Genomic DNA, 25,087 nt, shown 5'->3' on the forward strand with positions numbered 1-25,087 from the left:
CAAATTAATAGCTTTGGTTATCCGAAAGATTACTGGAGAGATGAAGCGGAGCGCGATGGCTATGAAGAGGAAGACGAAGACAAATAAAAAAACCCGCTTGGCATAGCGAGTTTTAAAGTGTACTGCTTCTGATTAGGTACAGACAGTATACCAAATCTTTAACAAAAATTCAATGGAGGTATACACGATGTCAAAATTTCAAATCAGCTTTGACCACAGAAGAGAAGCGCAGGAGCGTTTGGAACAGGCAGGTGGTTGGATCGACTATAAAAAAGGTTTACCGGTCTTCTGCTTCTCAAACGCTCAAGCAAAACAAAAATACATTCAGCTAGGACAAGCTGCGTATCGCCAAAAGGTTGGGATGTAGCATGCAAGCGAAGGTCCTTTCTTCTACAGCTGAAATGACGAGAGAAGAATGGCTTCTCTCTCGTCAGAAGGGCATAGGTGGGTCTGATGCTGCTGTCGTGCTTGGCTTGAGTAAATGGAAAACGCCGTTTGAATTATGGCTTGAAAAGACAGGGCAAGTCTTGCTGGATGATGAACAGAGCGATGCAGCTTATTTTGGAACCATTCTTGAAGACATTGTTGCGAAAGAATTTGAGATTAGGAGCGGTAAAAAGGTTCGTAAGAAAAACGCCATTCTACAGCATCCCGAACACTCTATGATTCTAGCAAACATTGATCGGATGATCGTTGGAGAAAAAGCCATTCTCGAATGCAAGACAACATCTGCCTATAACGCAAAAGAATGGATAGATGATGAGATTCCCGCCAGTTACATTGTTCAGGTTCAATATTATCTAGGCATTTTAGGACCTGAATACAAAAAGGGTTACTTCGCTGTACTGATTGGCGGTAATCGGTTTGTGTGGAAAGAAGTTGAGCGGGATGAAGAACTGATTGACATGATCTTTTCATCTGTCGTGAATTTTTGGAATGACCATGTGTTAAAAGGTGTTGCTCCAGCACTAGACGGATCGAGCGCAGCAGAAGAGTTCTTGAAGAAGAAATATGCTGAATCAGATAGCACCAAAATTGTTGATCTCACAAGCGCAAATAAAGAGCGCATCCAACACTATCTAAGACTTAAAGCAGAAATTGCCGCTTTACAAGAGCAAGCGAAAGAGCTTGAGAATCAGATCAAGCAAGAATTGAAAGATGCTGAAACAGGTTTTGTCGGGAAGTATCAGGCAACTTGGAAGCCTATTGTTTCTAACAGAGTAGACACAAACAAACTGAAAGAGCACTTCCCCGATATTTACCAAAAAGTCATAAAAGAAACGAGATCAAGGCGTTTCGCAATCAAGGAGGTCGAATGATGGCTACTAATCAATCATTAAAAAACAACATTCAGAAACGGCAGAATAACGCAGCGGCACCAGCTGCTCAAGGAACAACACTAAAATCACTACTTTCTTCACCAACAGTCATGAACCGTTTTGAAGAGGTTTTAGGGAAGCGAGCACCACAATTCACAACGTCAATTCTAGGTCTATATAACAGCGAGAAAATGCTTCAAAAAGCGGAACCGATGAGCGTCATTTCATCGGCGATGGTAGCAGCTACGCTTGATCTGCCTGTAGATAAGAACTTGGGTTATGCCTGGATTGTTCCCTACGGTGGAAAAGCGCAATTTCAACTAGGCTACAAAGGTTATATCCAGCTTGCTTTAAGAACCGGACAATACAAGTTTATCAACTGTATACCTATTCGTGAGGGTGAACTCCAAAAGTGGAACCCTTTAACTGAGGAACTAGATATTGATTTTGAAAAAAGAAAGTCAGATTCGGTCATTGGATATGCTGCATATTTTGAGCTACTAAACGGTTTTAGAAAAACAAGTTATTGGCCAAAAGCGGACGTTGAAAAGCATAAAAAACGTTTTAGTAAATCCGATTTCGGTTGGAAAAACGATTGGGATGCTATGGCACTCAAAACGGTATTAAAAGCAATCTTGAGTAAGTGGGGCATTTTGTCGGTTGAAATGCAGTCAGCCCTGAAAGAAGACGGAGAAGAACAACGTGAGCGCATCGACATTACGGATGAAATGCCGGAAACGGAAATCATTGATGCTGATGAAAAGCCAAGCGCAAAAGATGCCGATCCTTTTGACGGCGAAACGGTTGATATAAAAGATGACGAACTCCCTTTCAATTAGAGTGCCTATTCCCTTCTGTTATGTATGGATGACGGAAGGGGCACCCAATAGGTCTGAGTTGTTCCGAAATTATGTCGAGGGTTACATCAAAAGAACTGAACCAAATTTACAGCTTGTCCGCATCGACGGAATGACAGCTCTATGCGAAAGGGCGTGAGTAAGTGAACTACCTGAAAGAAATAAACGGCTTCATGAGGTTTCTCGAAACGACAGAATTAAAACCTACCACTCAAGCATTGTGGTTTCATCTGATGGATATAAACAACGGTTGCGGCTGGAAAGATTGGTTCACAGTGCCAAACAGTCGGCTTTATTCGAGGTTAGGAGTCAGCGAAAAGACCATGATTGAGCATCGGAAAATCTTGATAGAACATGGCCGTATTGAATATAAGCCTAGAGGCACAGGGGCGGGCAGTTATCGCATCATTAGTTTAGAGAATACAGCAAGACTTGCCCCTGTACCTGATGAAGAACCTGAAAAATCGAAAGAAGAAAAACTAACACGACAGGAGGACAAGGCAATGAACCCATTTGAATTTTACGAAAGTCGCTTCGGTGGCACTTTAAATAGCTTTGTAAGTCAACAAATAGGTGACCTGATAGACGATTTCGGAGAAGAAAACGTGATTAAAGCAATGGAAGTCACTTTGAAGAATGGGGTTCAAAACATCAAGTATGTTCAGCGAGTCCTTTCAAATCAGCGCGCACAAGAAGGAGTGAAGAAAGATGCAGAGTATGGGCGATACCTTAAAGTCGTTGGAGAAAGCAAATCCAGCACTAGCGAAGAGACTGAGAGACTCCAAGAAATTGCAAGAAGAAAAGGTCTATCCGGTCAGGTACGAGACACTCACTGTGATTTCTGAACAACATTGCATGTATGGAAAATGCGATGGGTCGGGGTTGATATGGATTATTGATCATGAAAAAAACAAAGAATTTATGGAAGAGTGTCCATGCAAAGAAGTGAAAAAGCTCTCAAATAGACTTATGAGTGCAAGACTTCCAGAAGAGTTCAAAGACGCTTCTCTAAACTCTTTTGATATTAATGTTTACGACAAACCCGAATCCAAAGAGCGAGCAGCCAATGCGAAACGAGTTGCTAAAAACTATGTTTTGAAATTTGAAAAGATGCGGGAGCTAGGGAAAGGCTTGTATTTCTTTAGTAATGAGAAAGGGAGCGGAAAAACAAGGCTTGCTGCCAGTATTCTTCATGCGATAACCAAAACACATGACAAGGTATACGACAAAGAAACCCAAAAGTACAAACCACTTAAAATCATCTATTCGTCTACAGCTGATCTAATCGGAGAAATAAAGAGCACGTTTGATAGCGAATCGAAAGTGAAGAGTACCGACATTATGGATGCTGTCAAGACAGCGGATCTTGTTGTACTAGATGATATTGGAGTGGAAAAGGTAACTGATTTTGTTGAAGAAACATTCACACGTATTCTTGATTACCGACTTCAAAACAAGAAGCCTACGATTCTTACAAGCAATTTAAGTATAGATGATCTTGACACAGTTTATAAAAGTGGTCGGATCAGTAGCAGGATTGAAAAACTGGCGTTCCCTGTGATTATGCCAAATGAAAAGATTCGTAAAAAGATAGCACAAAAGGAAAATGAAGAACTGCTTTTGGAACTATACGAGTAAAGGAGAATGTCAGATGTGCAGCACATGCAACGGCGAGAAAGTCGTCATAAACGAAAATACTTTCATGGCGGGCTTCTTCCCTTGTCCTGATTGTAACACCACAGGACGTAAGCAAAGCCTAAAGCCAGTCATCGAAATGCTAGATCAAATGCTGGCTAAAGCGGAAGCAAGAGCACTAGAAGGAAAGACAGCATGAAGACGATGGCCGCACTAATCACGATAGCTTTCACAGCATCATCAAGAGAAAGGAAGCTCCTGCAATGGCTGCGGGATGACGGGAGGTAACCCATGTTATCACACGATGAAATACTTTCTAGCAAAGGATCAATGTTAATAATAACTGGTTTAACAGCTTTAGTAGAAGAAGAATGCAAGACACCACATGAAGCCATTGAACACGCTAGAAAAATTGAGAGTGCAGTTTTCTTCGCATTACAACAGATTCATAGTGAATCAAAGGCGGTTGAAACTGACAAAAAATGAACCACCGCATCACGTCTTTACTAAAAAGAACCGATCTAACTGAAACAGAAAAATCAAAGCTCGTTGCCGAACTGAAAAGGCACTTCCAGCAACGGAAAGCGAGGATCAACAAAACATGTCCAATAAATACGGCGCACGTAAAACGGTAGTAGACGGCATCACCTTCGACAGCAAGGCAGAAGCCAAATACTATGAGCAATTGAAATGGCTCAAGAAAGCCAAGCAAATAAAAGATTTTTCATTACAGCCACGCTTTGAACTGCAAGAAGCATTCAAAAAGAACGACAAGACTTTTCGGAAGATTGAATATATTGCAGACTTCGAGATCACTCATCTCGATGGATCGAAAGAAGTAATCGACATCAAAGGCATGGAAACAAAGGAATTTGCCATCAAGCGAAAGCTGTACGAACGCAAATTTGATACACCATTAAAGGTTATTGCTTTTGATCGGTCGCTAGGTTTTATCGTACTAGACAAACTCAAAAAGTTGAAAAGGAAGGCGGGAGGGAGAAAACATGAGCGGAAAGCCTAACAACCCATATGCAGCAGGACCGGTTGTCACTTGGAAGATGACTAAAGAGGAGCTAGAGGCATATCTAGCAAAACATCCTATCGTATTTCGAGAAGAACTAAAACCGTCACCAACGTTCCAGATGGATAAATGGGCATAAAAAAACACCGAAGCCGCTGCCCCAGTGCTAATTAAATCTGACACTTTAATTATAACACATGGGGGCATGAAGCGGATGAAACCAACTGAAATTAAAGACTTTGATACAACCATTCAAAGCGCAATAGAACCTGGGAAGGTCCGCATCATCGTGATTGATGGGAATGAAGGTACTGCCCACATCACAGACGCACCTGAACACGGAAAAACAATCATTCAAACTGCTAAAGGTCACTTTGCGAGAGTTGACCATGAAATAGGATTCAAGATCAAATAATCGGAGGCGAGAAAACAATGAGTCTTTCAATTACTACTTCTTCAAAAGTTGAGCTAACAAAAGAACAAGCCAAAGCAGTAGAAGCAGGCGTGAAATATTACGAATCACACGGGATGGAACGTGGCGTTAGATTAAATAGATTGTTTGTATTTGAACATTGGTTAGTAAAAAGAGGCGATACACCACCGTGGGAACTATTATTCACACCTTTAAATGATGTTGATCCGCTTGACTTAATGAGCGCTTTAACAAATGGATATGTGGTGAAGGAGGAGCAAAAATGAGTCTACCAAAACATGTCGAGCTTTCACAGACTGTCAAAGCTTGCAAACATCAAGCAATGACGATTGATGATGCAGCTGCTCATCTAGGCGTACCCACATTTTTTGTACCGGTGCTTGCTGACTACTGCCCTGACCTAATCATTGAGGGAAATGTCATCATGGCAAAGCGTGAGTCAAACGGGCCTGTCATTTTCACTCTACTGTTTTTCATGGGGATTATTGCTGTCGCTGGGTTGATGCAATGAAAAGTATTGAGCTATTCGCAGGAATCGGAGGTATTGCGCTTGCTGCTGAATGGGCGGGTATCGAAACTGTCGCATTCTGTGAACAGAATGAATTTTGTCAACAGGTTATTGTTAAGAACTTTCAGAACCCTCCAATTTATGAAGATGTATTTGATTTGACAAAAGATAGATTAATAACTGATGGAGTGATAGAGGAAAATGGAACAGTTGACATTATTTCCGGAGGTTACCCATGCCAACCATTTTCACTTGCGGGCAAACAACGAGGAATTGCTGATGATCGGTACCTATGGGGAGAGTTTTTCAGACTCGTTAAAGAACTTAGACCTACTTGGGTTGTTGGCGAAAACGTATACGGACACGTTAACAATGGGATGCCAGCTGTCATCAGTGACTTGGAATCAGAGGGTTACGAAGTGCGGGCAGTCGTTTTACAAGCTGCAGACATCGGAGCACCACACAAGCGTGAACGGGTCTTCGTGGTTGCTTGCAACGCCGAGCGCAAGTCAATCTTACAAAAAGATCAGACCGTTAGCGCCTTCGGAAGCCAATGGCAAGCATGGCAAAGTCTTACCTGGGAGCATTGGAGAACATTTTCCGATTTACATTGGTCAGTACCCAAACCCGGCATTTGTGGAATGGATGATGGGTTTTCCCGAGGGATGGACAAAGATAGATTAATAGCTTTAGGCAACGCCGTTGTGCCACAACAAATTTACCCAATCTTTAAAGCGATTGTTGATATATCAAATAGAGCCTAGCGGCTTAGGAGGAAACGGTATGAGTGAACATGTGTTAAAGGAATTTGAAACGCTTAGGGAAGCGGTTGAATTTATAAAAGACGAACTGAAACAAACGGACGAGAGAAACACAAGAAACCTAAATGCAATTCGAACCTTGGACCCTAGTTCAGCATCAAAAACTATGGAGGAAGGCAACATGTACGATGAATTGTTTCTACTGTATTCGCTCGATGATGGTGATTCATTCCTCGTCTTTGAATCAGATTATGACATAGAAAGTTGGCTGGAAAGTGATGCATGGGATGATTGGGCTTTATGGGAACTCAACGATATTGAAGGTTCGTTGAATGAAGATGTAATGGTATGGAAGTTTCATAGGAATATTTGCAAGGAGAAGTGGGAGATATCTTACAGAGATTCAAAACCATTTATAAACGGTTGGTCCAGACAACGTAAGAAAATTGGATTTGAAGCAGTTCCATCATTCTCATTAAATTAAATTAAATTAAAAAGGGGCCAACTGAAATGAATCTTAATAAAAAGCAACAGCGGCAAATAATAGAGAGAATGAACGACTTTGGAGAAAGAGGCGTGAAATCGGATGGAGCGGATAAAGAAGCTGTTGCCGGAATGGCTACTCTTCTTTGGATGCTTCAAGTCTTAAATATCGATACTGAATCATTAAAGGAGGAAGCACAATGAACGAAAACAACCCTAGGATCTCATCTGTTATTGGAAAACTAAACCGTCGGTTTGCAAAAGAACAGGCTTTTCAAGCGCGTTATGACTATCATATCTCAAAAAAATATGAAGCAATGGCTGGGAATTATGATGACTGGAGCAGTAGTGCAGATGCCAGAAATCACCACGCATTGAGTGCAAGCCTAGTTTATCAAGACGCTTTGACAGCTGGCTTTAAATTGAAAACGGAGGGTGAATGAAGATGAAAACTAAAAAAATCAAACTAGAAATAGAAGAGACACTAAAATACCACCGCAGCGTGCTTATTGAGGTCCCAGAAGATATACCAGAAGGTGCACTTTATGCTGTTCTTGATGATGCTGAAAAGACTTCATCGAGCGGACAAGATGTGTCTTATGTTCTTGAAGAGACGAAATGGTTAAAAGTTTTGGAGCGTTCAGATGACGATTGTCGAAGTCCGTATAGCGCGGAAATAGAGATTCATGATATGAGCGAAGTGAGGGATGACAAATGAAAAAGCTACTATTCACACTAACTATTATTATTGCGGCGGTGCTTTATGCGCCGTCTGCTCAAGCTGCTTGGTCAAACTGGCAAACGGAGGGATACGGGCATCAAGCGAGAGTCTTTACGGATGACACCAATTACTATGCAGGAGCGAAAACGGTCGATTGGAGAGCGGAAAAGAAAGGATCGAGCACACTTTACTACACCGCTGGCATTTACAAAAAGAGATCCAATGGCGGGCTAACTGATACGAACCTTGTACAAAGGGGCAGCTTCAAAGCGTCAACGCCTTTGAAATCCTTTAGTGTGAGTGAAATCCGAAAGCGAACTGGCAAAGGAACATATGTTATCCAGCTGGACTGCTATACGGATTCTAAGAAACGAAACTACATCGGCACCTTTGAGTCCGTTAAATTCAATATCCGATAGGAGGTAACGGAATGGCAAATAAAATTGTATGTCCGCATTGCAAGAGTGCTGATGGATTTTACACGAAAGAGAGAGTAACTGGCTCAGCTCACATTTACTACAATTCAGCCGGAGATTTAGAAGAAGAACAAGGCGCTATGTATGACGGCCTGTCGCACCACGGAGGAACAAAAGCCTATTGTAAGCAGTGCTATAAACTGATGGGGAAAACAGAAGATTTAGCATCGGGAAATAACGAGGAAGAAACATGGTGGGAGGTAGCGGAATGAAAGCAGAAGACTTGCACAGTTACTACTGTGAAGATTGTGATGAATGGACATATATTGACGAGCTTAATCTTCCGGGAAACATTTATTGCGCTCACTGTAGTGAAGCAAATGTGAATATCAGCGCAAAGGATTACGAATTATTGAGATATGCAAGGTCGAAGGTCTTCGAATGACTATAAAAAGCGGCACGAGCCAATAAGGAGAATAAAGTATGAATCCAAGACAAGCATTTAGAGGTTTTATGAGATTCCATCTAGAAAACGGCGAGGGAATAACTGAATTAGGGCTAAACAGAGAAGACATTGAGAATTTCATTGCGCATGCAGAAGGTGACAGGTTTTTCTACGATAGATTAGATGATTTCCTCAAAGAGTTTATTGAGATTCATGGAGAGAGTTACGGAATAAAATTGAGTTAACAAACAACTAAATAAGTCCAAGACGGAGAGCCTGCGGACACTGATCAACACCTTTTAAGGGTGCTGGTTGGTGTCCGTTTTTTATTTGTCGGAAAGGAGCGGACATGAAGAAGGAAAAGCCGAAGAAACGACCGCAGGAGCTTACAGAAAGAGAGATACGTGAGCTTATGGGGCAAAACATGCAAAGACTCAAACGAGCCAAAGGCGGGGCGTACAAGCGTAAATAACGGGAGGGAATACAGATGACAGATCAAATGATTGCTTGGAAGGTAGAAGAATGGATTAGAGACTATGAATTTATGCTACGAGAGATTGACAGGCTCACAAGGCTTCTGAATCGTGTTGAATTTGCAGGAGGTCAAAAGCTAACGGCAACATACGGTGATGAAGCTGCAATGCCTAAGGGATCAGCAGGAATAAGCCAAGCTGAACTAAGACATCTTGACCGCAGAGAAAAGCGACTGCTCAAATACGAAGCCATTGCTAATTTCCTTAATAAAGCTGTGGATCAAATGCAAGAGGAAAGACATTTAATCGTGTATGACTGCATGATGACTGGAATGAGTTACACCGCTATATCTGATCACCTTGAATGCTCAAGAGACACAATCAGAAAAATCAAAACTGAAATAATCGGCAATATCGTCAAAGAAGTCAAGAAAGTCAATTTTCTTCAACATTTGAAATCACTTAAAACCGCAGTGTAAACTTGAAGGCAGGACGGGGAGGCATAATTTCCCGCGTCTCCACAAATTAATATATTTTCACTTGCTCTTGCGAGCTTGGGATTCGTTCGACAAATTTCGTAGACTCCTCAACTTTATCAATCTTATCCGATAATAAAATCGAGGAGTGAGTAGAGTTGGGTAAAAAAAATAAACGTGCAATTAAAAATAAAAGACAAAATGAAAAAATTAAGAAATTAGATAATGAGAACCACACGAAGAAATTAAAGGAATTAGAAGATGTGATCTACACATATCGAGATAAAGAATTACTTGCTTATTTTTTGAAAGAATTTAAATACGGTCAAGAAAAAAATTACTATAAAAAAAATGTGATACTACTTTATAATTTAGAAATTGAATGCCTAGAATTTGCGATAGCAAGGTTTTCACATATGGATAATAGTCTAGACCCTGTTAGAAGAAATCTAATGGCAATAGTGCCTTTATTCGCTGCATTTCTTACGGTCGCTTTTAATGTTAATGAAAATAAATGGTCAGGGTTTATATTTGTGACGGTATCAGTTCTAATTGTTCTGTGGCTTTTGGATAAAGACAGAAAGGATAGAATTGTTACAGGTTACATGTTAAAAACATTTGAGCAAGTAAAGGCAAGAAAAGAAAAAGATGAAAAGTGATTTTTGTTCGACAAATTTCGCAAATAGTTCCATTTGATCACTTTCTGCCGATATTTAATGGTAGGGGGTGAGAATATGGACATTATGACGCTGGTATCAATGCCAGTAATAACTGCGATGGCAATGATAATAGTTGCTATTATTTCTTTTATAACGGGAAGACTTAATGAAAAATATAAAACTAATTTAGAATATAGAACATTTCTTGATATTGAAGAAATACTGTCTTCTTATAACGTAGGAAATTCACCTACAGCTAAAGTTGGTACAAAGCTTCTTTTGCCATTAAGTTATAAAAAATTATTGAATTTTTTGATGGATAAACGGTTGGATTCGGATCCGGATTTCACTAAAAGTAATCGATTCAACTATTTGAAAATTAGAATCTTAGGTAAAAGCATCATTATTGGTGGAGAAGTGAAGATACTATTTGAAAATAACGAGAATACATTAATTGAAATGAATCTTCCCCTGCTACAACCAAACGAAGAGATTTATATCCCTTTAGATATTTCTTTCAATAATTTATGGGGAAATCCAGAACCTATTAAAGAGATTGAAATAAAATATAGGCTTCAGACTGGTCAAAGCATGAGATTCATGAGCAAAAGAACTCAACAAGATCACGGAGAAACTAGAACAGATTCTTATGAAATATTAAAATTTTTCAAGTACCAAAAGATACATAAGTATAATGGGAACGATGCTAGTTGGATGTATACAGCAAATCATGAATAAAAGATAACTCTCCTATATGTGGAGAGTTTTTTTGTTCCCTGTAAACTGCTTCCGGTGAAGAATCTCTATAAAAAGTATCGGCTTAAAGGTAGAGTGCGGCGGCAGTTTAGAGGAAATAAAACAAAGGGAGTGATCACATGGGCGAAGTTGAAAGAGTGTTCCCAGGAGCGGTGAACGGCTTGATTAATTGGATTGAAAAGAACTTTCATGAGATAGACAGCTTTGTTACTACATTCAAGATGAAAGATGGGACATTAAAGACCATTTACCATAACGAATCATACTTAGAAGCTGTTGGAATGGCTGAAATCGCTAAAGAATCTCTTCATCAAGCAGCAAAAGATGATGAGTTTATCACCAAATAAAAATTCCAAAACAACACGAATCAGAAGGAGGCGGCAGGTGAATGTAGATGGAATCCAAACACATCCAGGCGCAGAAAGATTACGTCAAAGGCATGAAATACAAGGACCTTGCCGAGAAATACGGGGTGTCGATCAACACCATAAAATCGTGGAAAAAGCGGCATGGTTGGGAAAGGAAAAAGGGTGCACCCAAAGAAAAAAGTGTGCACACAAAAAAAGGTGGGCAACCTGGGAACAAAAACGCTGTAGGGAATAGCGGCGGTGCTCCTGCAAGAAACCAAAACGCAAAGACGCACGGCTTTTATTCAAAGCACATGCCAGCTGAAGCGTTTGAGATCATGCAGGACATTCAGGAGTTTTCACCTGTTGATCTACTATGGGAACAAATACAAATTCAGTTTACAGCAATCGTAAGAGCGCAGAAGATCATGTTTGTTGAAAGCAAAGGCGAGATGATCAAAGAGCTGAAAAAGAAAAAGTCAGTCGTTTCAGATTCAGCTGACATCGAAGAAGAAGAATACGAATTTCAGTTTGCTTGGGATCGTCATGCTACATTCTTAAACGCTCAATCTAGGGCAATGTCTGAGCTTAGGAGCACGATAAAACAGTTTGAGGGGTTAGCCCATGAGACAGACGAAAGACGGCTTAAATTGGAGCAAATGCGCTTGAACATCGAGAAGACTAAGAAGGCCATTGATGGCGGTAGCGAATGCAGCGGAGAAAACAAAATTGCTTCAATGCTTCAAAAGATGGTGAATGAACATGGAATTGAATAAAAAGCAAAAAGAGGTATGGGACAGCTTCGTAAAAGAGCGTCCTAAAATCCTTTTGTGTAGCGGAGCAAAGAGAGCAGGGAAAACATTCGTGCTCCTTTTAGCATTCCTTGCTCACATTAGTAAATATCAAAACAAGGGTCTTTCATTTATCATCGGTGGTGCTACTCAAGCAGCCATCAAGCGTAACGTATTGAATGACCTTGAATTGATCTTAGAGAAAGAACTTAAACTAGACAAAGCAAATGCCATTGAGATATTCGGAAACCGTGTCTACTGTTTCGATGGTGCTAATGTGGATGCTTGGAAAAAAGCGAGGGGTTTTACATCAGCTGGCGCATTTTTAAACGAAGCAACCGCTCTTCATGATTCATTTGTGAAGGAAGTTATATCCCGTTGCTCCTACAAGGGCGCAATGGTCTTGATGGATACAAACCCTGAAAACCCAATGCACACCGTAAAAAAGGATTACATCGACAAAGACGGGCAAAGACTAAAAAGCGGCCGCCTTAACATCAGGGCTTTTCACTTTTCTTTGTTTGATAATAACTTTCTTGATCCTGAATATGTTGAAAGTATAGTGGCATCCACACCGAGTGGCATGTTTACAGACAGGGATATTCATGGTTATTGGGTTGCGCCAGAAGGTGTGATATACAAAGATTTCAACAAAGATGTGCATTACATCAGGTCAGATCAATTAGAGAACGTCAACTTTGTAAAATACTTCGCTGGCGTTGACTGGGGGTATGAGCATTTTGGTTCCATCGTCGTTATTGGAGAGGATGATAAACAAAATTATTATCTCTTGGAAGAGCATGCAGCGCAACATGAAGAAATAGATTATTGGGTCAAAGTGGCGAAAGATATAAAAGAGCGTTACGGCAGCATGAATTTTTATTGCGATACCGCTCGGCCAGAACATGTTGTTAGATTCAGGCGTGAGAGGTTAAGAGCCTTGAATGCTGATAAGGCTGTAGTGTCTGGTATAGAAGAGGTAGCAGGCTTGTTCAAGAAGAACAGGCTTTTTGTTGTTGAAGACAAAGTTGACCGGTTTAAAAAAGAAATCTTTATGTACGTCTGGAATCAAAAGACGGGTGATCCAGTTAAAGAATGGGACGATGTGCTTGATTCAGTGCGTTATGCCCTTTATACACATAATAAACCGATGAGGCGTAAAGGAAAGAGGTGAGCAAATGAATGAATTTGTACAGTATTTAAGAGAAAACAAGATTAACAGCAAAGTCATTGAAGCGATTATAAATTCTCATAAAACACAGCGAGAGAAAATGATCAATCAGTACGAGAGATACAAAGCGTCCATTGAGGGCGTGCCGATTCTCCAAAGAGACGCTTTTACCATTGAACATCAAGAGGACTTTGAAACAGGGGCAATCCTTCGAATAGATGATCGAGTAAACAACCGCTTAAACAATGGTTTTGATAGTGAGATTGTTGATACAAAAGTGGGTTATATGTTTGGTCATCCAATCACTTACGAGGTGGATAAGAACCAAGTAAGTGAATCAGGGGCTTTAGTCGAAGTGATCAATAGATTTAATCTGCTAAATACTATCGAGGATGCTGATAGTGAACTGGGTAAGAAAGCGGCCATCTGTGGATATGCTGCTCGATTGGCTTATGTGGACAAGGCAGGCGAAGTGAGAACCGTGAATATTGATCCGTGGGAAGCGGTCATTATTGGTAGCGGCAATGACATAACTGAACCTGAATTTGCTCTTCGATATTATGAGGTGACAACCTGGATAGATGGAAAGCAGATCAAAAGAGAAAAAGCGGAGTTTTACGACTCTTCTCACGTTTACTATTTTGAGAAGCTTGAAAATGGATGGCAAGAAATTGAAGTTAAAAAACACTTATTTGACCACTGTCCTTTATTCGGTTTGCCAAACAATGATGAGTTTATGGGTGATGCTGAAAAGGTCCTCTCTCTTATTGATGCTTATGACCGAACATTATCAGATGCATCAAATGAAATTGAGCAGTTGCGACTTGCTTACATGATCTTTAAAGGTGCTGGTGCTGACGAGGAAACGCTTGAGAAGCTAAAGAAACATGGGGTCTTTGAGCTGTTCGGCGATAACGATGACGTGAAGTTCCTGACAAAAGATATAAACGACACAATGATTGAAAATCACTTGAATCGATTAGAAGAAAACATTATGCGTTTCTCTAAGTCGGTTAACTTCTCAGATGAAGCGTTTGGCGGCAATCTAACAGGCGTTGCAATGCGGTACAAGCTTATGGCATTAGAAAACAAATGTATTACGATGGAGCGTAAAATGACTGCTGCTTTGAGATACCAATACAAGTTGCTGTGTTCAGCTTGGTCACGAAAAAACGCTGCTATTAGTAACGACGATTATCTGAAAGTGTGGTTCACTTTTACCCGAAACCTTCCAGCTAATATCACAGAAGAAGCTGAAACCACAGCAAAACTTAAAGGGCTTGTAAGCGAAGAAACAAGGCTGTCGCTTCTTACGTTCGTTGATGATGTTCAATATGAAATCGAAAGAATGAATGACGTGAAAATAGATTCAATCTACAGCTTGGACGTAGATGAATAGCTAGACAAGCGACCTGCCGGAAGTCGTGAAAAGACGGAAAACTTAGACGTGTAGGCTCGTACTACATGGCTTGGAGGATGAAATAATGAATATTGAAGAAATTAAGCAGTTTCTTGAACAAAATAAAGAGAATGAAGAAGTAAAAGCGTTTGTAGGTGAACTATCAGCCGTGTCAGCAGACAAGGTGAAAGGATTCCTAGAAACAGAAGAAGGAAAGAAGCTCTTGCAGCCTCGATTGGATTCCCATTTCACTAAAGGACTTGAGACGTGGAAGGCGAACAACCTTGAAAAAATCGTTGAGGAAGAGGTTTCAAAAAGGAATCCTTCTAAAACTCCAGAGCAACTTGAAGTAGAACAGCTCAGAAAAGCAATTGAAGAAGAAAGAGCGGCACGCAATAGAGAAACTTTAGTCAATAAAGCCCTTAAAGCAGCTGATGAAAAGAAGTTGCCAAAGGACGTTATTGACTTTTTTATTGGAGAAAACGAAGATTCTACACTGGAAAATCTAAGCAAGCTTGAAGAATCATTCAATGCTGCCGTGCAAGCTGCTGTAGATGGGAAATTTAAAGAATCAGGCCGTGAAATTGAACGAGGTAATGGCGCAGGTAATTCTAATGGAAACATTGATATTAGGACACTTGCTCAAGAAGCAAACATTAGAAAATAGGGGGAAATAATTATGGTAATGCTACAAGATGCAAAGACAGGGGCAGTCCCTAAAGAAACAGGAACACTAGTATTAAAAGACTTTATGACACAATCAGCAGTGACTCAGCTGGCGCAATATGAAGAAATGACTAAGCCTAAAAAAGAGTTTACTTATTTAGCTTCTGGGCCTGGGGCTTACTGGGTTGGTGAAGGCGAAAGAATTAAAACTGATGGCGCGAAATGGTTAAAAGCGGAGATGGTTTCTAAAAAACTAGGCGTGATCATTCCTGTTTCAAAGGAATTTTTACGTTATTCTGTGCCAGACTTCTTTGCAGAAATGCAACCAGCAATTGCAGAAGCTTTTGCTATTAAATTTGACCAAGCTGCTTTATTTGGTATTGGCTCTCCATTTGGTACAGGCGTATCCGTCATGGAGAGAATTGAATCTAAAGGAAATAAAATTGAATTAGATTCTTTGGGAGGCCTGTATGACGAGTTAAATGCAGTAATGGCACTTTTAGAAGAATCTGATAAAGACGCAAATGGATTTACAACAACTCGTCGTTTTAAACAAAAATTGCGTGGTGCAAAAGATGAAAACGGCTTGCCGATTTTTAATGATCCAAAGAGCGGTGCCACACCTGATGCCTTAGGTCTACCAATCGGATATGTTGATTCTAAGTCTTGGAAGTACGATAAAGCTTCTTTGTTTGCTGGTGATTGGAGCATGGCTAGATACGGTATCCCACAAGGAATGGAATACAAAATCAGTGAAGATGCTACGCTTGAAGCTACTCTTGATAAAGATGGCAAACCGATTAGCTTGTTCGAGCAAGATTTAGTGGCTTTACGTGTTACTCAACAAGTTGGCTTTATGACTCTTAATGATGATGCATTTGCTGCTATTACGCCAAAAGGAGCTGCTGGTGAGTGATGAGAGTAAAAAAAGGTAAACACACGCTTGATGTCACTGAAAGAGCGTTTGAAGTCATCTACAAAGACTTAGGTTATAAGCTCGATAAAAAGGGCGAGAAACAGGAACAAGATGAAGAAGTTCCTGAACTAGTAGAAGAATAAGGGGGGATGACGGTGGATAAAGGGAAATTTTTAAACGAGCTTTTGAAGCCGTTGGACCTTAAAGAACGAGGGGCCATGAGAAGGCTAAAAAAGCTATATCGTGAAGCCTCAAAGGAATTTATGAGTTCTCTTACGGATCTGTACGTGAAATTAGATCAAGGTGAAGACCTTTCATATGCTGACATTAATCAATTCGATGATATAGAAGCCTTGAAGTCTCAAATAATTGCTTTGGCATCCAAGCTGGATGCCCGCTCTCAAAAGGAAATCATACGGCTCTTAGAAGACACCTATGATTTTTCATACGATTGGATGGCGTCCGTTGTCGAAGCAATGATTGATCAAAAGCTAAGAAATGCAACGCCTTCTTTGCCAAAGTTAGTTGAAGAAGCTCGTAAGAACGCTGTGTATGGACTCAAGCTAACGCAAGCATTGGAAAAGCATCGCGCAATGATTGTGAAGGATATAAACGAAGCAATAGAAAGAGGCTTCATTGAGCGTGAACGCTTTTCTGATATTGCTAGACGGGTTAGAAGCGCTTTTGATAGCTCTTACTATAGATCGACCGTTATCGCTCGTACAGAAGCTCACAGAGTGCGTGAAAAGGCTACTCACAATAAAGCAGAAGAGTTTGAGCAGCAAGGCATAGTTATGGAAAAGGTATGGAACAACGTTGATGATGAGCGGGTCCGACAAACTCGGAAGGCGAATCATAAGGCGTTGCAAGGTCAGCGTAGAAAGGTCAAGGAACAATTTGATCTAGGAAATGGTGTCACAGCAGTTGCGCCCGGACAATCAGGCAGCGCAGCCAATGACATACATTGCCGCTGCTTTCTAACATATGAAGTAGTGGGATTGAGGGGTGAATAATGGATTTAACAGAATTGAAAACCCGCTTAGAGATCCCTTTAGAAGATGAATCACAGGATGAAAAGTTGAAACTGGAATTGCAAGACGGCATTGAATACGCACAAGAATATTGCAACAACCCCTTTTTAAACAAAGAGGGGTTACTTGAGTTGCCTTCACCAGTCAAAAAAGGAATTGCCATGATGATTAAAATTGACCGCTCGAATGAGGTAGGTGTTTCCTCCGAATCTATCGGCGGCATGAGCAAGACATACACAAGTGATTATACACGCTATGAAGCTGTGTACAAGCTGTGGAGAAAATACAGGAAAGTTAAGTTCCGCCCGTTGAGGTGATGATATGGGACGAATAAAGATCAAAGACAAAAATCGTATTCCAAAAGTCGTCAACGCACTTGGTAATGGAGAGAGAAAAGCAAGGGTGGGCGTTCTTGGAACAGGAAAAGAAGCTATGATAGCAGCTGTGCATGAATTTGGTACACGTATTACAGTGACGCCAAAGATGCGTACATATCTTCATTCTCAAGGTCTGCATTTGCGAAAAGACACCACTCACATTGTCATTCCTGAAAGATCATTTATTAGATCAGGGTGGGATGAAAATGAACGTGAAATCCTACGGAAGCTGGACAGATTTTTGCTTGAAGCTGTTCAAAAAGGAATCAGCACTCGAAACGTCATGAACTCTATCGGTCTTGAGACAAAGGGAAAAATACAAAAATACGCCCGGGATCTGAAGTCACCAGCAAACCAACCATTTACCACTCAACAAAAAGGGTCATCAAATCCGCTTGTTGATACAGCTGAACTGATTGGTTCCATTGATTATGAGGTTCAGTGATGAGTCAATTCAATTTCATGAAACTCATAGACAAATATAGCGTGACTTTTGATCTCGTTGTGCAGAGTGAAGGAGATTATGATGATCTCGGACGCTGGCAATGTGGGGAAGCCATATCCACCAAGCAAAAAGGTGCACTTGTTGTTCTACCTAGTCAATTAATCTATCAATCAGGTGGCCGTTTAACGACATTTGACCGCCAACTTTATATCAGCAAATCTGTGGAGATTCCCTTGAAAGCAAAAGTGATCTACAAGGGGAACACGTACCACGTAGAGTCAATGAATCCTTTCGAGGATTACGCAGACTTCAATAGTTACATCTTAAAGGCGGTGAGCAGCTTTGATTGATTACGAATCCATTATAAGCACGGTGATTGGTGTCATTAGAGATAGTACCGGTCACAAAGTGATTATGGAAAATGGAACAGGGGAGCAGCCCGCTTATCCTTTTTGCACATATACAATTACATCACCATACATTCCCCAACATCGGGGAATTATCGAAGGTGATGCGATCACTGAAGATGTAGATATTTTCTTTTCGTTCACTTGGATTTCCGATGATGCTATTGAAGTGATTACTTTAACACAACAGACTGCTACGATTTTTAGAACAATGAAGGCGAAGCAGGTTCTTTATGATAAGGGAATCGCGTTTATTCGAGCGGAGGGAACAGGTAACAGAGATACATTTATATCAATTGAAAATGAGCGTCGTCATGGCTTTGATGCACGGTTCAGAATACGAGTAACACATAACGGGGCAGAGTCAGAGTATTTTGATTCTGTCACCATAAATAACGAGAATATAGGAGGGTAATTACATGCCTTTATCAGACGTAAAAGTCAAAATTGATATTTTAAAGCCCACAACACTTGTAGGTCTTGGCATTCCGCTTATCTTGGTTAAAAACACTAGCGCAACGGAAAGTGTTTATCGAGAATACGGGTCACTAGAGTCCTTAAAACAGAACTACGGTGAAAGCACAGCTACTTACAAGAAGGCGGCGGCTATCTTTGCACAAGGTGACAATGCGCCGAATAAGATCGCTGTGGCTTCATTTGGGCACGAATTTGAGACGGGAGATACAGAGAACCCTAAACAGGTTTTCAGCGTTAGAAACGCATTAGAAGAGTATTTTGACAAAGACTTTCATTTTGTTTTACTGGCTGCTGTCAATGCAGAAGACCGACTTGAAGCTTCCAAGTTCTTTGAAGAGAAGTCATATAAATTCGTTGTCTTGAAAGTCGCGTCATTTGAAGAGCTTGAGCAATACACAGGAAAAGATCGGACAATTGTGTTCCATCATCCACTTGTAGATGAAGAGCCGGATGCTGCGCTTATCGGAGCGATTGCAAACAAGCCTGTCGGGTCTGTTACGTGGAAGTTTAAAAATCTTGTTGGTGTCACACCGCAAGATTTCAAAGTCGATACATTGGAAAACATCCACAAGGCGGGTGCCATTGCATTTGTGACTAAAGCTGGCCGCAATCAAACAAGCGAGGGTATTACAGGTTCGGGTGAATTTATTGACGTGCTACACGGCAAAGATTGGGTCAAGCTCAACATCGAGACGTCAATTCAAACCGCTCTCAGCACCACGGATAAAATTCCGTATACAAATGAAGGATTCGCTTTACTCGAATCACATATTATCAATGTTTTAGAAACAGCATTCACAAACGGCATCATTGCACCAGACGAGGACGGACAGCCTGTCTATTCTGTTCAATCGAAAGGTCGAAGCGAAATGACAGACGAAAACCGCAAAAATCGTGTGTATGACGGCTTGTCGTTTAGATTTGAGCTTGCCGGAGCGGTTCACACAGCAGAAATCACAGGGGAAATCATTATTTAAAGGGGGCTTAATCAATGGCATACACATATAATCCGATGGACGTCACCATAACGGTGGCCGGTAAAATTGTGACAGGATTTTCAGAAGGCACTATGGTTTCTGCATCTAAGGATGAAGATAACTTCCAAACGAAAATGAGTGCTAAAGGCGAAGCTAGTATGGCTATTACCAACAATCGACTTGGCACTATCACATTAACATTGTCACAAGGTTCACCATTCGTTGCATTACTAAACCAGTACGCAAATAACGGCAAACAATTTCCAATCTGGATCAAGAATAATGGTGAGATAAAAGAAACATTTGGCGGGACAAAAGCTGCTGTTAAAAAGAATGCTGATGCAGAGTATTCAGACGAAGTCGGAGACAGAGAGTTTGAAATTCAAGTCTTTGATTACACAGTGAAATAACATGGCTCAAAAAAAGAAAACGAACACACGAAAGCAGTCTGAAAAGGCTGCTTTTATTCATATGAACAAACCACTAAAGGAGAGAAAACCAATGGCTAAATTTGGAGAAATGAAAGAAGTAACAGTAAAGGGCGTAAAGTATAAACTTGTTCACCCAGGAGTGAGAAAAGTAGTACAGATGCAAACAACAGTGACTAAAGCCGATGGAGCGATCAATCTAGATTCACTTTATGAAGAGTACATGAAGAATGTAATTCATGAACCTAAAGTAAATTGGGACTATTTTGAAGAAAAAGGTTTGTCTACACTGCGTGAAGTGATGAATGAGGTAGATACCTTTCTTGCAGAGGAAGACGAAGAACAAGAACCACTACAAGAACAAAGCAAAGAATGAATGGGACATGTGGCGGTTAGTGATGGAGCGAGTGATCAGTTTTGATGTTGCAAGATACATGACTCCTGACGAGATCGCCGAAGCTAATGCCGCCCTTGATCTCTATATTGATGCGAAGAACAAAGCAAATCAGAAAGGAGGTAAATAGATGTCTCAACCTTTGCGGACCACTGCGATTGAACTAAAACTCATTGCTAACTCGAAACCATTGCAACAAATGAATACTCAAGTAAATAGTATGCTTAGTAGTATTCAAGGAGCAAATCGACCAATTCAAGCAATGAGTAATGGTCTTAATAATACTAGTCAGATTGCAGCTGGAGCAACTAGACAACTAAGGCTTGCTAACGGGCAGGTTGTAAACTTAACCCGTGGTATGAGAACAGCGAGTCAAAGTGTCACCTCAACAAACACCAATATTAACACAGCAAGCCGTAGTATAATGCGTTTCACAAGATCCACTGATACAAGTGCTAGAACAATCCGAGTAGCAAACAGTCAACTTTCTGCAATGCGTACTAGATTAGAAGACAGCACAAGCAATGCAGGAGCACTTACCCAGCAAGTTAACCGTATGGGCGGCCAAGTGGGTGGACAGTTTCAACAGATGACACAAAGTGCATCGAGGTTAGGGGGAGTTTTTGGGCGAATCCCATCATCGGTTAGTTCAATGTCACGAAGCGTTGCAAATAGTGTTAGATCGGGTATAACAGCACCATTCAGAGAAGCTAAAACGGCTGTACAAGGTTATGCAGGAGCGTTAGGGCTGTTATCAGGTGGAGCTTTAGCCGCAACAGGTATGGGGCGTTTGTCTGCTATTGAAAATGCTAATGTATCCCTAGAAGTTATGATGGGGAGCGCCAAAAAAGCTGGTAACTTCTTAGAAGATGTATTAGCGTTTGCTAGAACTACGCCATTTGCTTTCCCTGACCTTGCTGAGACTTCCAGAAATCTTATTGCTTTCGGAATGGAATCAAAGAAGGTAGTACCAACATTAAAAGCTATTGGTGACGCTGCTGCTGGAACAGGTAAGGGAGCAGAAGGTTTACGGCAAATTTCCAGCGCGTTTGGAGACATGCAAATTAGTAGTACCTTGTCCTTAGAACCAGTACGTCGCCTAGAATCAGCAGGTGTCCCTGCATTAAAAATATTGGCGAATGAAGCAGGCGTGTCTGCTGATGTCTTTGCCAAGTATATATCTAAGGGAACTATTGATGCACAGGAATCAATAGATATCTTAGTAAAAGGGATGCAAAAAGGAACAAAGGGTACAGCAGGTGAAACGGCAGCCATGGCTGGCTTGATGGAACGAATGAAAAGCACGTGGGTTGGTTCTGTCGATTCTATGAAATCGTCAATCAGCTCGACTATGGCGAAAATTATGGAGCCTGCAAAGCCTCATATTCAAGCCGCAATGGGATGGTTTTCTACTCAATTTAGTAAATTGCCTGATGTTATTTTTGGCATTGGAAAAGTAATGAAACCTACTTTTAACACTATAGGAAATGTTTTCACCAAAGTAACAAAAGGGGCAGGCGTAGCAAAGCAAGCGATTACTGGTATGTTTGGTGTGTTTCAAGGGAAAGGAACCGCTGACCGTTTAGAAGGTATAGGTATATTAGGTAAGCTCTTTCCAATGGAGAAATCAGATGTTGTAGACAGGATTATCGACGTTGTTGATCGAGTACGAGGTGTATTCGACAGTATAAAATCGGTCGTTAATAACGTGGCACCCTATGTACATAGTTTTTTCAAAACTATGATTGATAGTGCTCGAAATGCTGCACCGGTATTCAGCACCATATTTAACGGTCTTTTATCGGCAGTAAAATTTATTGCACCGTACATAGGACAGGCGTTAGGCGGTGTATTTAAATTCTTGGCATCAATAGGGAAACAGGTCTCAGTATTTTGGAAAGAAAATGGTGCACAGATAGTTAAAGCACTACAAAATGTCTTTGGTGTCTTACAAAAAGTGTTTGTGTTTTTAATGCCTGTGATTGGCTATATCGTAAAAACGGTGTGGGGAAATATCAAGGGTGTTATCACTGGCGCTCTGAATATCATCATGGGTGTTGTTAAAATCTTCACAGGATTATTTACAGGTGATTTCAGCAAGATGTGGGATGGTGTAAAACAACTGTTTTTCGGAGCAATATCTTTTATTTGGAACGGACTACAGCTTTTATTTATTGGTCGAATTGTAAAAGGGATCATGGGATTGGCTAACGGTGTAAGAGCACTCGTATCAGGAATGTGGACAAGTGTGAAAAATTTCTTTGTTAACGGCGCGACACATGCATCAAATGCTGTTATTAATATGGGGAAATTTATTTTTAAGGGTTGGAACTATATTAAGACAACTGTAGGAAATTTCGCTAAAGGAATTTGGACAACAGTTAAAAATCGTTTTGAACAGATGGTTCAAATGGCTAGAGATCTACCAAAAAAGATTGGCGATGCCTTTAAAAATATGAAGAAGTTTGCAGTTTCAGGTGTTAAAAGTTTAGGGAATTCATTAGCGGGAGCATTAGCTTCAGCGGTAAACGGCGTTACTGGCGGTATCAATTGGGTACTGAGACAGATTGGTATGAAAGATGTACAAATCCCAAAATGGACGCCGCCAAAATATGCGAATGGAACAAACGGGCATCCGGGTGGTCCTGCAATTTTAGGTGATGGTGGCGGCCCTGAATTATATAAAACACCTTCTGGTCATGTTGGATTATCTCCAGGAACAGATACGCTGATGAATCTACCAAAGGGAACACAAGTATTATCACATAAGCAAACGGAGTCTGTACTATCCCAAGTTCCAGCATATGCAAAAGGTACAGGAGGTAACTTTATATCAAATACATGGGGCAAAACAAAAGAGGGAGTAAAAAATATTGCTGGGAAAGCCTTTGATGTTTGGGATTACATTTCTAATCCTACAAAGCTCATGAATAAAGCTTTTGAAATGTTTGGCGGAAAAGTACCTTCATTAGCTGGAGGTTTTGGTGATATAGCAAAGGGTTTATTCACTAAAGTAAAAGATGGCGCAATGAGCTGGGGAAAGAAAAAGATTGAGAGCTTCGGCGGCATGTTTGGTGGCGGTGGATCTGCTGCCGTTAAAAAATGGGTTGCTCAAGCCATTTCAATTAAAGGAATTAGTCCTAGTTATGCCGGAGCCTTGCAAACCGTAGCTATGAAAGAGTCGGGTGGAAATCCCAATGTAGTCAACAGGTGGGATAGCAACTGGAAAGCAGGACACCCGTCACAAGGGCTTATGCAGTTTATCCCCTCAACATTTGCCGCTCACAAAGAACCGGGTTACGGCAATATTAAAAACCCAGTTCATCAAATCATAGCGGCGATTAACTATCTTAATAGACGTTATGGCGGCATCTATAACCATCCGGGCTTAAAATCAATGGCGCGGGGTGGTCCATATAAGGGATATGCAAAAGGCGGCCGTATCATTGGTGATCAATGGGCAATGGTTGGAGAGCAGGGTCCAGAGCTTATGCATTTGTCGGGTGGATCAACAATCTATAATAACCGTAGAACAAATAACATGTTAAGTGACGCTGCTTATACACCTTCATCTAGTTCGACAACATATTCTAATTCTTCAAACAGCAATAGTTTTTCACCAACAGTTTATGTCCAAGTTTCTGGCGGTACTTCAACAAGCAGCGAGAGCATTAAACAAGCGGTACAAGAAGCTCTTAAAGAAACGTGGGAAAAACTGAATCCAATGTATGCGCCAGAGGGGGAATATTGATGGCAAAGCTAGGGAAAATCAAGATCGTTAACGAAAAAGAGTCGGACAATCCCGAAGTAGAAGTAACATCATACCCTGTTGAAAAAGGCATTCCTATAACTGATCATGTGCAAAGAAAGCCTGAAATTACTTCAATTTCGGGCTTTTTGCTTGGCAAAAATCCAAACAAAGACTTTGCCTATTTAAAAAAGCAGATGTATGCTGGTAAATTATTGAATTACACAGGTAGAAAAGTAGCGAAAAACGTTGTCATTACCAATCTATCCCGTGATATTGGGGAGTACAAAAATGGTTTTGCTATCTCGGTTGAGTTACAAGAAATCCGTATTGCAAAAAGCCCTTTTGTAAAAAAGAAAGTGAAAGCAGCAGGGAAAAAGAAGAAATCAAATACAAAGAAGAAAAGCGCCGTCTATCACAAAGTGAAGAAAGGCGAAACATACAGCCATATGAGAATGTGGTACGGTACGAGCCTATCACAGCTCAGAAAATGGAATAAGTACCCTGACCGCCGCATTCCTATAGGGGTCAAATTACGGGTGAAGTAGGG

Annotated in this window: 42 protein-coding genes; all 42 read left to right on the top strand. The window is 40.8% G+C overall.

From position 1 onward, the window contains the following. Positions 1-187 precede the first annotated feature (187 nt). The 42 genes from MHI11_RS05285 to MHI11_RS05490 all read left to right on the top strand — a co-directional run bounded on the left by MHI11_RS05285 (position 188) and on the right by MHI11_RS05490 (position 25,085). A complete protein-coding gene (locus MHI11_RS05285) occupies positions 188-367 on the top strand; it encodes a hypothetical protein (protein ID WP_340960569.1) in 180 nt (59 codons plus the stop codon). Between the two features lies 1 nt (position 368). After that, positions 369-1,319, top strand: a complete 951-nt coding sequence (locus tag MHI11_RS05290) for a YqaJ viral recombinase family nuclease (protein ID WP_340960570.1) — start codon at positions 369-371, stop codon at positions 1,317-1,319. Then, positions 1,319-2,158 (top strand): recombinase RecT, encoded by an 840-nt coding sequence (locus MHI11_RS05295; protein WP_340960571.1) that lies wholly within the window; start codon positions 1,319-1,321, stop codon positions 2,156-2,158. The genes MHI11_RS05290 and MHI11_RS05295 overlap by 1 nt, the downstream gene beginning before the upstream one ends. A gap of 161 nt (positions 2,159-2,319) precedes the next feature. Further along, positions 2,320-3,021 (top strand): DnaD domain protein, encoded by a 702-nt coding sequence (locus tag MHI11_RS05300; RefSeq protein ID WP_340960572.1) that lies wholly within the window; start codon positions 2,320-2,322, stop codon positions 3,019-3,021. Next, complete coding sequence (locus MHI11_RS05305) at positions 3,011-3,814, top strand: ATP-binding protein (RefSeq protein WP_340960573.1); 804 nt, start codon at positions 3,011-3,013, stop codon at positions 3,812-3,814. Before MHI11_RS05300 ends, MHI11_RS05305 begins: the two co-directional genes overlap by 11 nt. Positions 3,815-3,827: 13 nt before the next feature. Next, positions 3,828-4,010, top strand: coding sequence for a hypothetical protein (locus MHI11_RS05310; RefSeq protein ID WP_340960574.1), 183 nt, complete (start codon positions 3,828-3,830; stop codon positions 4,008-4,010). Between the two features lie 92 nt (positions 4,011-4,102). Further along, a complete protein-coding gene (locus MHI11_RS05315) occupies positions 4,103-4,297 on the top strand; it encodes a hypothetical protein (RefSeq protein ID WP_144521608.1) in 195 nt (64 codons plus the stop codon). Positions 4,298-4,412: 115 nt separating this feature from the next. After that, positions 4,413-4,832: a DUF1064 domain-containing protein gene (locus MHI11_RS05320; protein ID WP_340960575.1), complete on the top strand. Its 420-nt coding sequence runs from the start codon at positions 4,413-4,415 to the stop codon at positions 4,830-4,832. Further along, on the top strand, positions 4,816-4,971 hold the full coding sequence (locus MHI11_RS05325) for a hypothetical protein (RefSeq protein WP_340960576.1): 156 nt from the start codon (positions 4,816-4,818) through the stop codon (positions 4,969-4,971). The genes MHI11_RS05320 and MHI11_RS05325 overlap by 17 nt, the downstream gene beginning before the upstream one ends. Before the next feature lie 75 nt (positions 4,972-5,046). Beyond that, positions 5,047-5,247, top strand: coding sequence for an XtrA/YqaO family protein (locus tag MHI11_RS05330; protein ID WP_231583272.1), 201 nt, complete (start codon positions 5,047-5,049; stop codon positions 5,245-5,247). A 17-nt stretch (positions 5,248-5,264) separates the two neighbouring features. Then, the gene (locus MHI11_RS05335; protein ID WP_340960578.1) at positions 5,265-5,531 is read left to right on the top strand and encodes a hypothetical protein; all 267 of its coding nucleotides are present in this window, start codon (positions 5,265-5,267) and stop codon (positions 5,529-5,531) included. Then, positions 5,528-5,776 carry a hypothetical protein gene (locus tag MHI11_RS05340; protein ID WP_340960579.1) on the top strand — a complete coding sequence of 83 codons (249 nt, stop codon included), beginning with the start codon at positions 5,528-5,530 and terminating at the stop codon, positions 5,774-5,776. The genes MHI11_RS05335 and MHI11_RS05340 overlap by 4 nt, the downstream gene beginning before the upstream one ends. Beyond that, positions 5,773-6,537, top strand: coding sequence for a DNA cytosine methyltransferase (locus MHI11_RS05345; RefSeq protein WP_340960580.1), 765 nt, complete (start codon positions 5,773-5,775; stop codon positions 6,535-6,537). The genes MHI11_RS05340 and MHI11_RS05345 overlap by 4 nt, the downstream gene beginning before the upstream one ends. Before the next feature lie 19 nt (positions 6,538-6,556). Further along, positions 6,557-7,018: a hypothetical protein gene (locus tag MHI11_RS05350; protein ID WP_340960581.1), complete on the top strand. Its 462-nt coding sequence runs from the start codon at positions 6,557-6,559 to the stop codon at positions 7,016-7,018. 26 nt (positions 7,019-7,044) lie between these two features. Continuing rightward, positions 7,045-7,221, top strand: coding sequence for a hypothetical protein (locus tag MHI11_RS05355; RefSeq protein WP_340960582.1), 177 nt, complete (start codon positions 7,045-7,047; stop codon positions 7,219-7,221). Beyond that, on the top strand, positions 7,218-7,460 hold the full coding sequence (locus MHI11_RS05360; protein WP_340960583.1) for a hypothetical protein: 243 nt from the start codon (positions 7,218-7,220) through the stop codon (positions 7,458-7,460). The genes MHI11_RS05355 and MHI11_RS05360 overlap by 4 nt, the downstream gene beginning before the upstream one ends. 2 nt (positions 7,461-7,462) lie before the next feature. After that, a complete protein-coding gene (locus MHI11_RS05365) occupies positions 7,463-7,735 on the top strand; it encodes a hypothetical protein (RefSeq protein ID WP_340960584.1) in 273 nt (90 codons plus the stop codon). Then, entirely contained in the window at positions 7,732-8,157 is a 426-nt protein-coding gene (locus MHI11_RS05370; protein ID WP_340960585.1) for a hypothetical protein, read from the top strand. The genes MHI11_RS05365 and MHI11_RS05370 overlap by 4 nt, the downstream gene beginning before the upstream one ends. An 11-nt stretch (positions 8,158-8,168) precedes the next feature. Then, positions 8,169-8,426: a hypothetical protein gene (locus tag MHI11_RS05375; RefSeq protein ID WP_340960586.1), complete on the top strand. Its 258-nt coding sequence runs from the start codon at positions 8,169-8,171 to the stop codon at positions 8,424-8,426. A gap of 211 nt (positions 8,427-8,637) precedes the next feature. Then, positions 8,638-8,844 carry a hypothetical protein gene (locus tag MHI11_RS05380; protein WP_340960587.1) on the top strand — a complete coding sequence of 69 codons (207 nt, stop codon included), beginning with the start codon at positions 8,638-8,640 and terminating at the stop codon, positions 8,842-8,844. A gap of 104 nt (positions 8,845-8,948) precedes the next feature. Continuing rightward, entirely contained in the window at positions 8,949-9,071 is a 123-nt protein-coding gene (locus tag MHI11_RS05385) for a hypothetical protein (protein ID WP_258521774.1), read from the top strand. Between the two features lie 15 nt (positions 9,072-9,086). Further along, positions 9,087-9,551: a hypothetical protein gene (locus tag MHI11_RS05390; protein WP_071168002.1), complete on the top strand. Its 465-nt coding sequence runs from the start codon at positions 9,087-9,089 to the stop codon at positions 9,549-9,551. Between the two features lie 155 nt (positions 9,552-9,706). Then, positions 9,707-10,207, top strand: a complete 501-nt coding sequence (locus MHI11_RS05395; RefSeq protein WP_071168001.1) for a hypothetical protein — start codon at positions 9,707-9,709, stop codon at positions 10,205-10,207. Positions 10,208-10,282: 75 nt separating this feature from the next. Further along, the gene (locus MHI11_RS05400) at positions 10,283-10,945 is read left to right on the top strand and encodes a hypothetical protein (protein WP_340960589.1); all 663 of its coding nucleotides are present in this window, start codon (positions 10,283-10,285) and stop codon (positions 10,943-10,945) included. 137 nt (positions 10,946-11,082) lie between these two features. Continuing rightward, positions 11,083-11,310, top strand: coding sequence for a hypothetical protein (locus MHI11_RS05405; RefSeq protein ID WP_340960591.1), 228 nt, complete (start codon positions 11,083-11,085; stop codon positions 11,308-11,310). Positions 11,311-11,357: 47 nt separating this feature from the next. Then, entirely contained in the window at positions 11,358-12,086 is a 729-nt protein-coding gene (terS, locus tag MHI11_RS05410; protein ID WP_340960592.1) for a phage terminase small subunit, read from the top strand. Next, positions 12,073-13,275, top strand: a complete 1,203-nt coding sequence (locus MHI11_RS05415) for a PBSX family phage terminase large subunit (RefSeq protein ID WP_340960594.1) — start codon at positions 12,073-12,075, stop codon at positions 13,273-13,275. The genes terS and MHI11_RS05415 overlap by 14 nt, the downstream gene beginning before the upstream one ends. Before the next feature lie 4 nt (positions 13,276-13,279). After that, complete coding sequence (locus tag MHI11_RS05420; RefSeq protein ID WP_340960595.1) at positions 13,280-14,671, top strand: phage portal protein; 1,392 nt, start codon at positions 13,280-13,282, stop codon at positions 14,669-14,671. Positions 14,672-14,756: 85 nt separating this feature from the next. After that, on the top strand, positions 14,757-15,338 hold the full coding sequence (locus tag MHI11_RS05425; RefSeq protein ID WP_340960596.1) for a DUF4355 domain-containing protein: 582 nt from the start codon (positions 14,757-14,759) through the stop codon (positions 15,336-15,338). A gap of 12 nt (positions 15,339-15,350) precedes the next feature. Continuing rightward, positions 15,351-16,253: a phage major capsid protein gene (locus tag MHI11_RS05430; protein ID WP_340960597.1), complete on the top strand. Its 903-nt coding sequence runs from the start codon at positions 15,351-15,353 to the stop codon at positions 16,251-16,253. Next, a complete protein-coding gene (locus tag MHI11_RS05435; RefSeq protein ID WP_340962364.1) occupies positions 16,250-16,396 on the top strand; it encodes a hypothetical protein in 147 nt (48 codons plus the stop codon). Before MHI11_RS05430 ends, MHI11_RS05435 begins: the two co-directional genes overlap by 4 nt. Positions 16,397-16,408: 12 nt before the next feature. Beyond that, positions 16,409-17,266: a phage minor head protein gene (locus tag MHI11_RS05440; RefSeq protein ID WP_340960598.1), complete on the top strand. Its 858-nt coding sequence runs from the start codon at positions 16,409-16,411 to the stop codon at positions 17,264-17,266. After that, the gene (locus MHI11_RS05445) at positions 17,266-17,601 is read left to right on the top strand and encodes a phage head-tail connector protein (RefSeq protein WP_340960599.1); all 336 of its coding nucleotides are present in this window, start codon (positions 17,266-17,268) and stop codon (positions 17,599-17,601) included. Before MHI11_RS05440 ends, MHI11_RS05445 begins: the two co-directional genes overlap by 1 nt. A gap of 4 nt (positions 17,602-17,605) precedes the next feature. Then, positions 17,606-18,106: a hypothetical protein gene (locus tag MHI11_RS05450; protein ID WP_340960600.1), complete on the top strand. Its 501-nt coding sequence runs from the start codon at positions 17,606-17,608 to the stop codon at positions 18,104-18,106. Next, complete coding sequence (locus MHI11_RS05455) at positions 18,106-18,456, top strand: hypothetical protein (RefSeq protein WP_340960602.1); 351 nt, start codon at positions 18,106-18,108, stop codon at positions 18,454-18,456. Before MHI11_RS05450 ends, MHI11_RS05455 begins: the two co-directional genes overlap by 1 nt. Further along, positions 18,449-18,928 carry a phage neck terminator protein gene (locus MHI11_RS05460; RefSeq protein ID WP_340960603.1) on the top strand — a complete coding sequence of 160 codons (480 nt, stop codon included), beginning with the start codon at positions 18,449-18,451 and terminating at the stop codon, positions 18,926-18,928. The genes MHI11_RS05455 and MHI11_RS05460 overlap by 8 nt, the downstream gene beginning before the upstream one ends. 4 nt (positions 18,929-18,932) lie before the next feature. Continuing rightward, on the top strand, positions 18,933-19,967 hold the full coding sequence (locus MHI11_RS05465) for a DUF3383 family protein (protein ID WP_340960604.1): 1,035 nt from the start codon (positions 18,933-18,935) through the stop codon (positions 19,965-19,967). A 14-nt stretch (positions 19,968-19,981) separates the two neighbouring features. Next, on the top strand, positions 19,982-20,377 hold the full coding sequence (locus MHI11_RS05470) for a phage structural protein (RefSeq protein WP_071167989.1): 396 nt from the start codon (positions 19,982-19,984) through the stop codon (positions 20,375-20,377). 91 nt (positions 20,378-20,468) lie between these two features. Beyond that, positions 20,469-20,771, top strand: coding sequence for a hypothetical protein (locus MHI11_RS05475; protein ID WP_340960606.1), 303 nt, complete (start codon positions 20,469-20,471; stop codon positions 20,769-20,771). Positions 20,772-20,793: 22 nt separating this feature from the next. Continuing rightward, complete coding sequence (locus tag MHI11_RS05480; protein WP_260856995.1) at positions 20,794-20,919, top strand: hypothetical protein; 126 nt, start codon at positions 20,794-20,796, stop codon at positions 20,917-20,919. After that, positions 20,920-24,540, top strand: a complete 3,621-nt coding sequence (locus MHI11_RS05485; protein ID WP_340960607.1) for a tape measure protein — start codon at positions 20,920-20,922, stop codon at positions 24,538-24,540. Further along, positions 24,540-25,085 (top strand): LysM peptidoglycan-binding domain-containing protein, encoded by a 546-nt coding sequence (locus tag MHI11_RS05490; protein WP_008348697.1) that lies wholly within the window; start codon positions 24,540-24,542, stop codon positions 25,083-25,085. Before MHI11_RS05485 ends, MHI11_RS05490 begins: the two co-directional genes overlap by 1 nt. Positions 25,086-25,087 lie beyond the last annotated feature (2 nt).

The organism is Bacillus sp. FSL K6-3312 (assembly GCF_038007485.1).
In the GTDB taxonomy this organism is placed as follows: Bacteria; Bacillota; Bacilli; order Bacillales; family Bacillaceae; genus Bacillus; species Bacillus pumilus.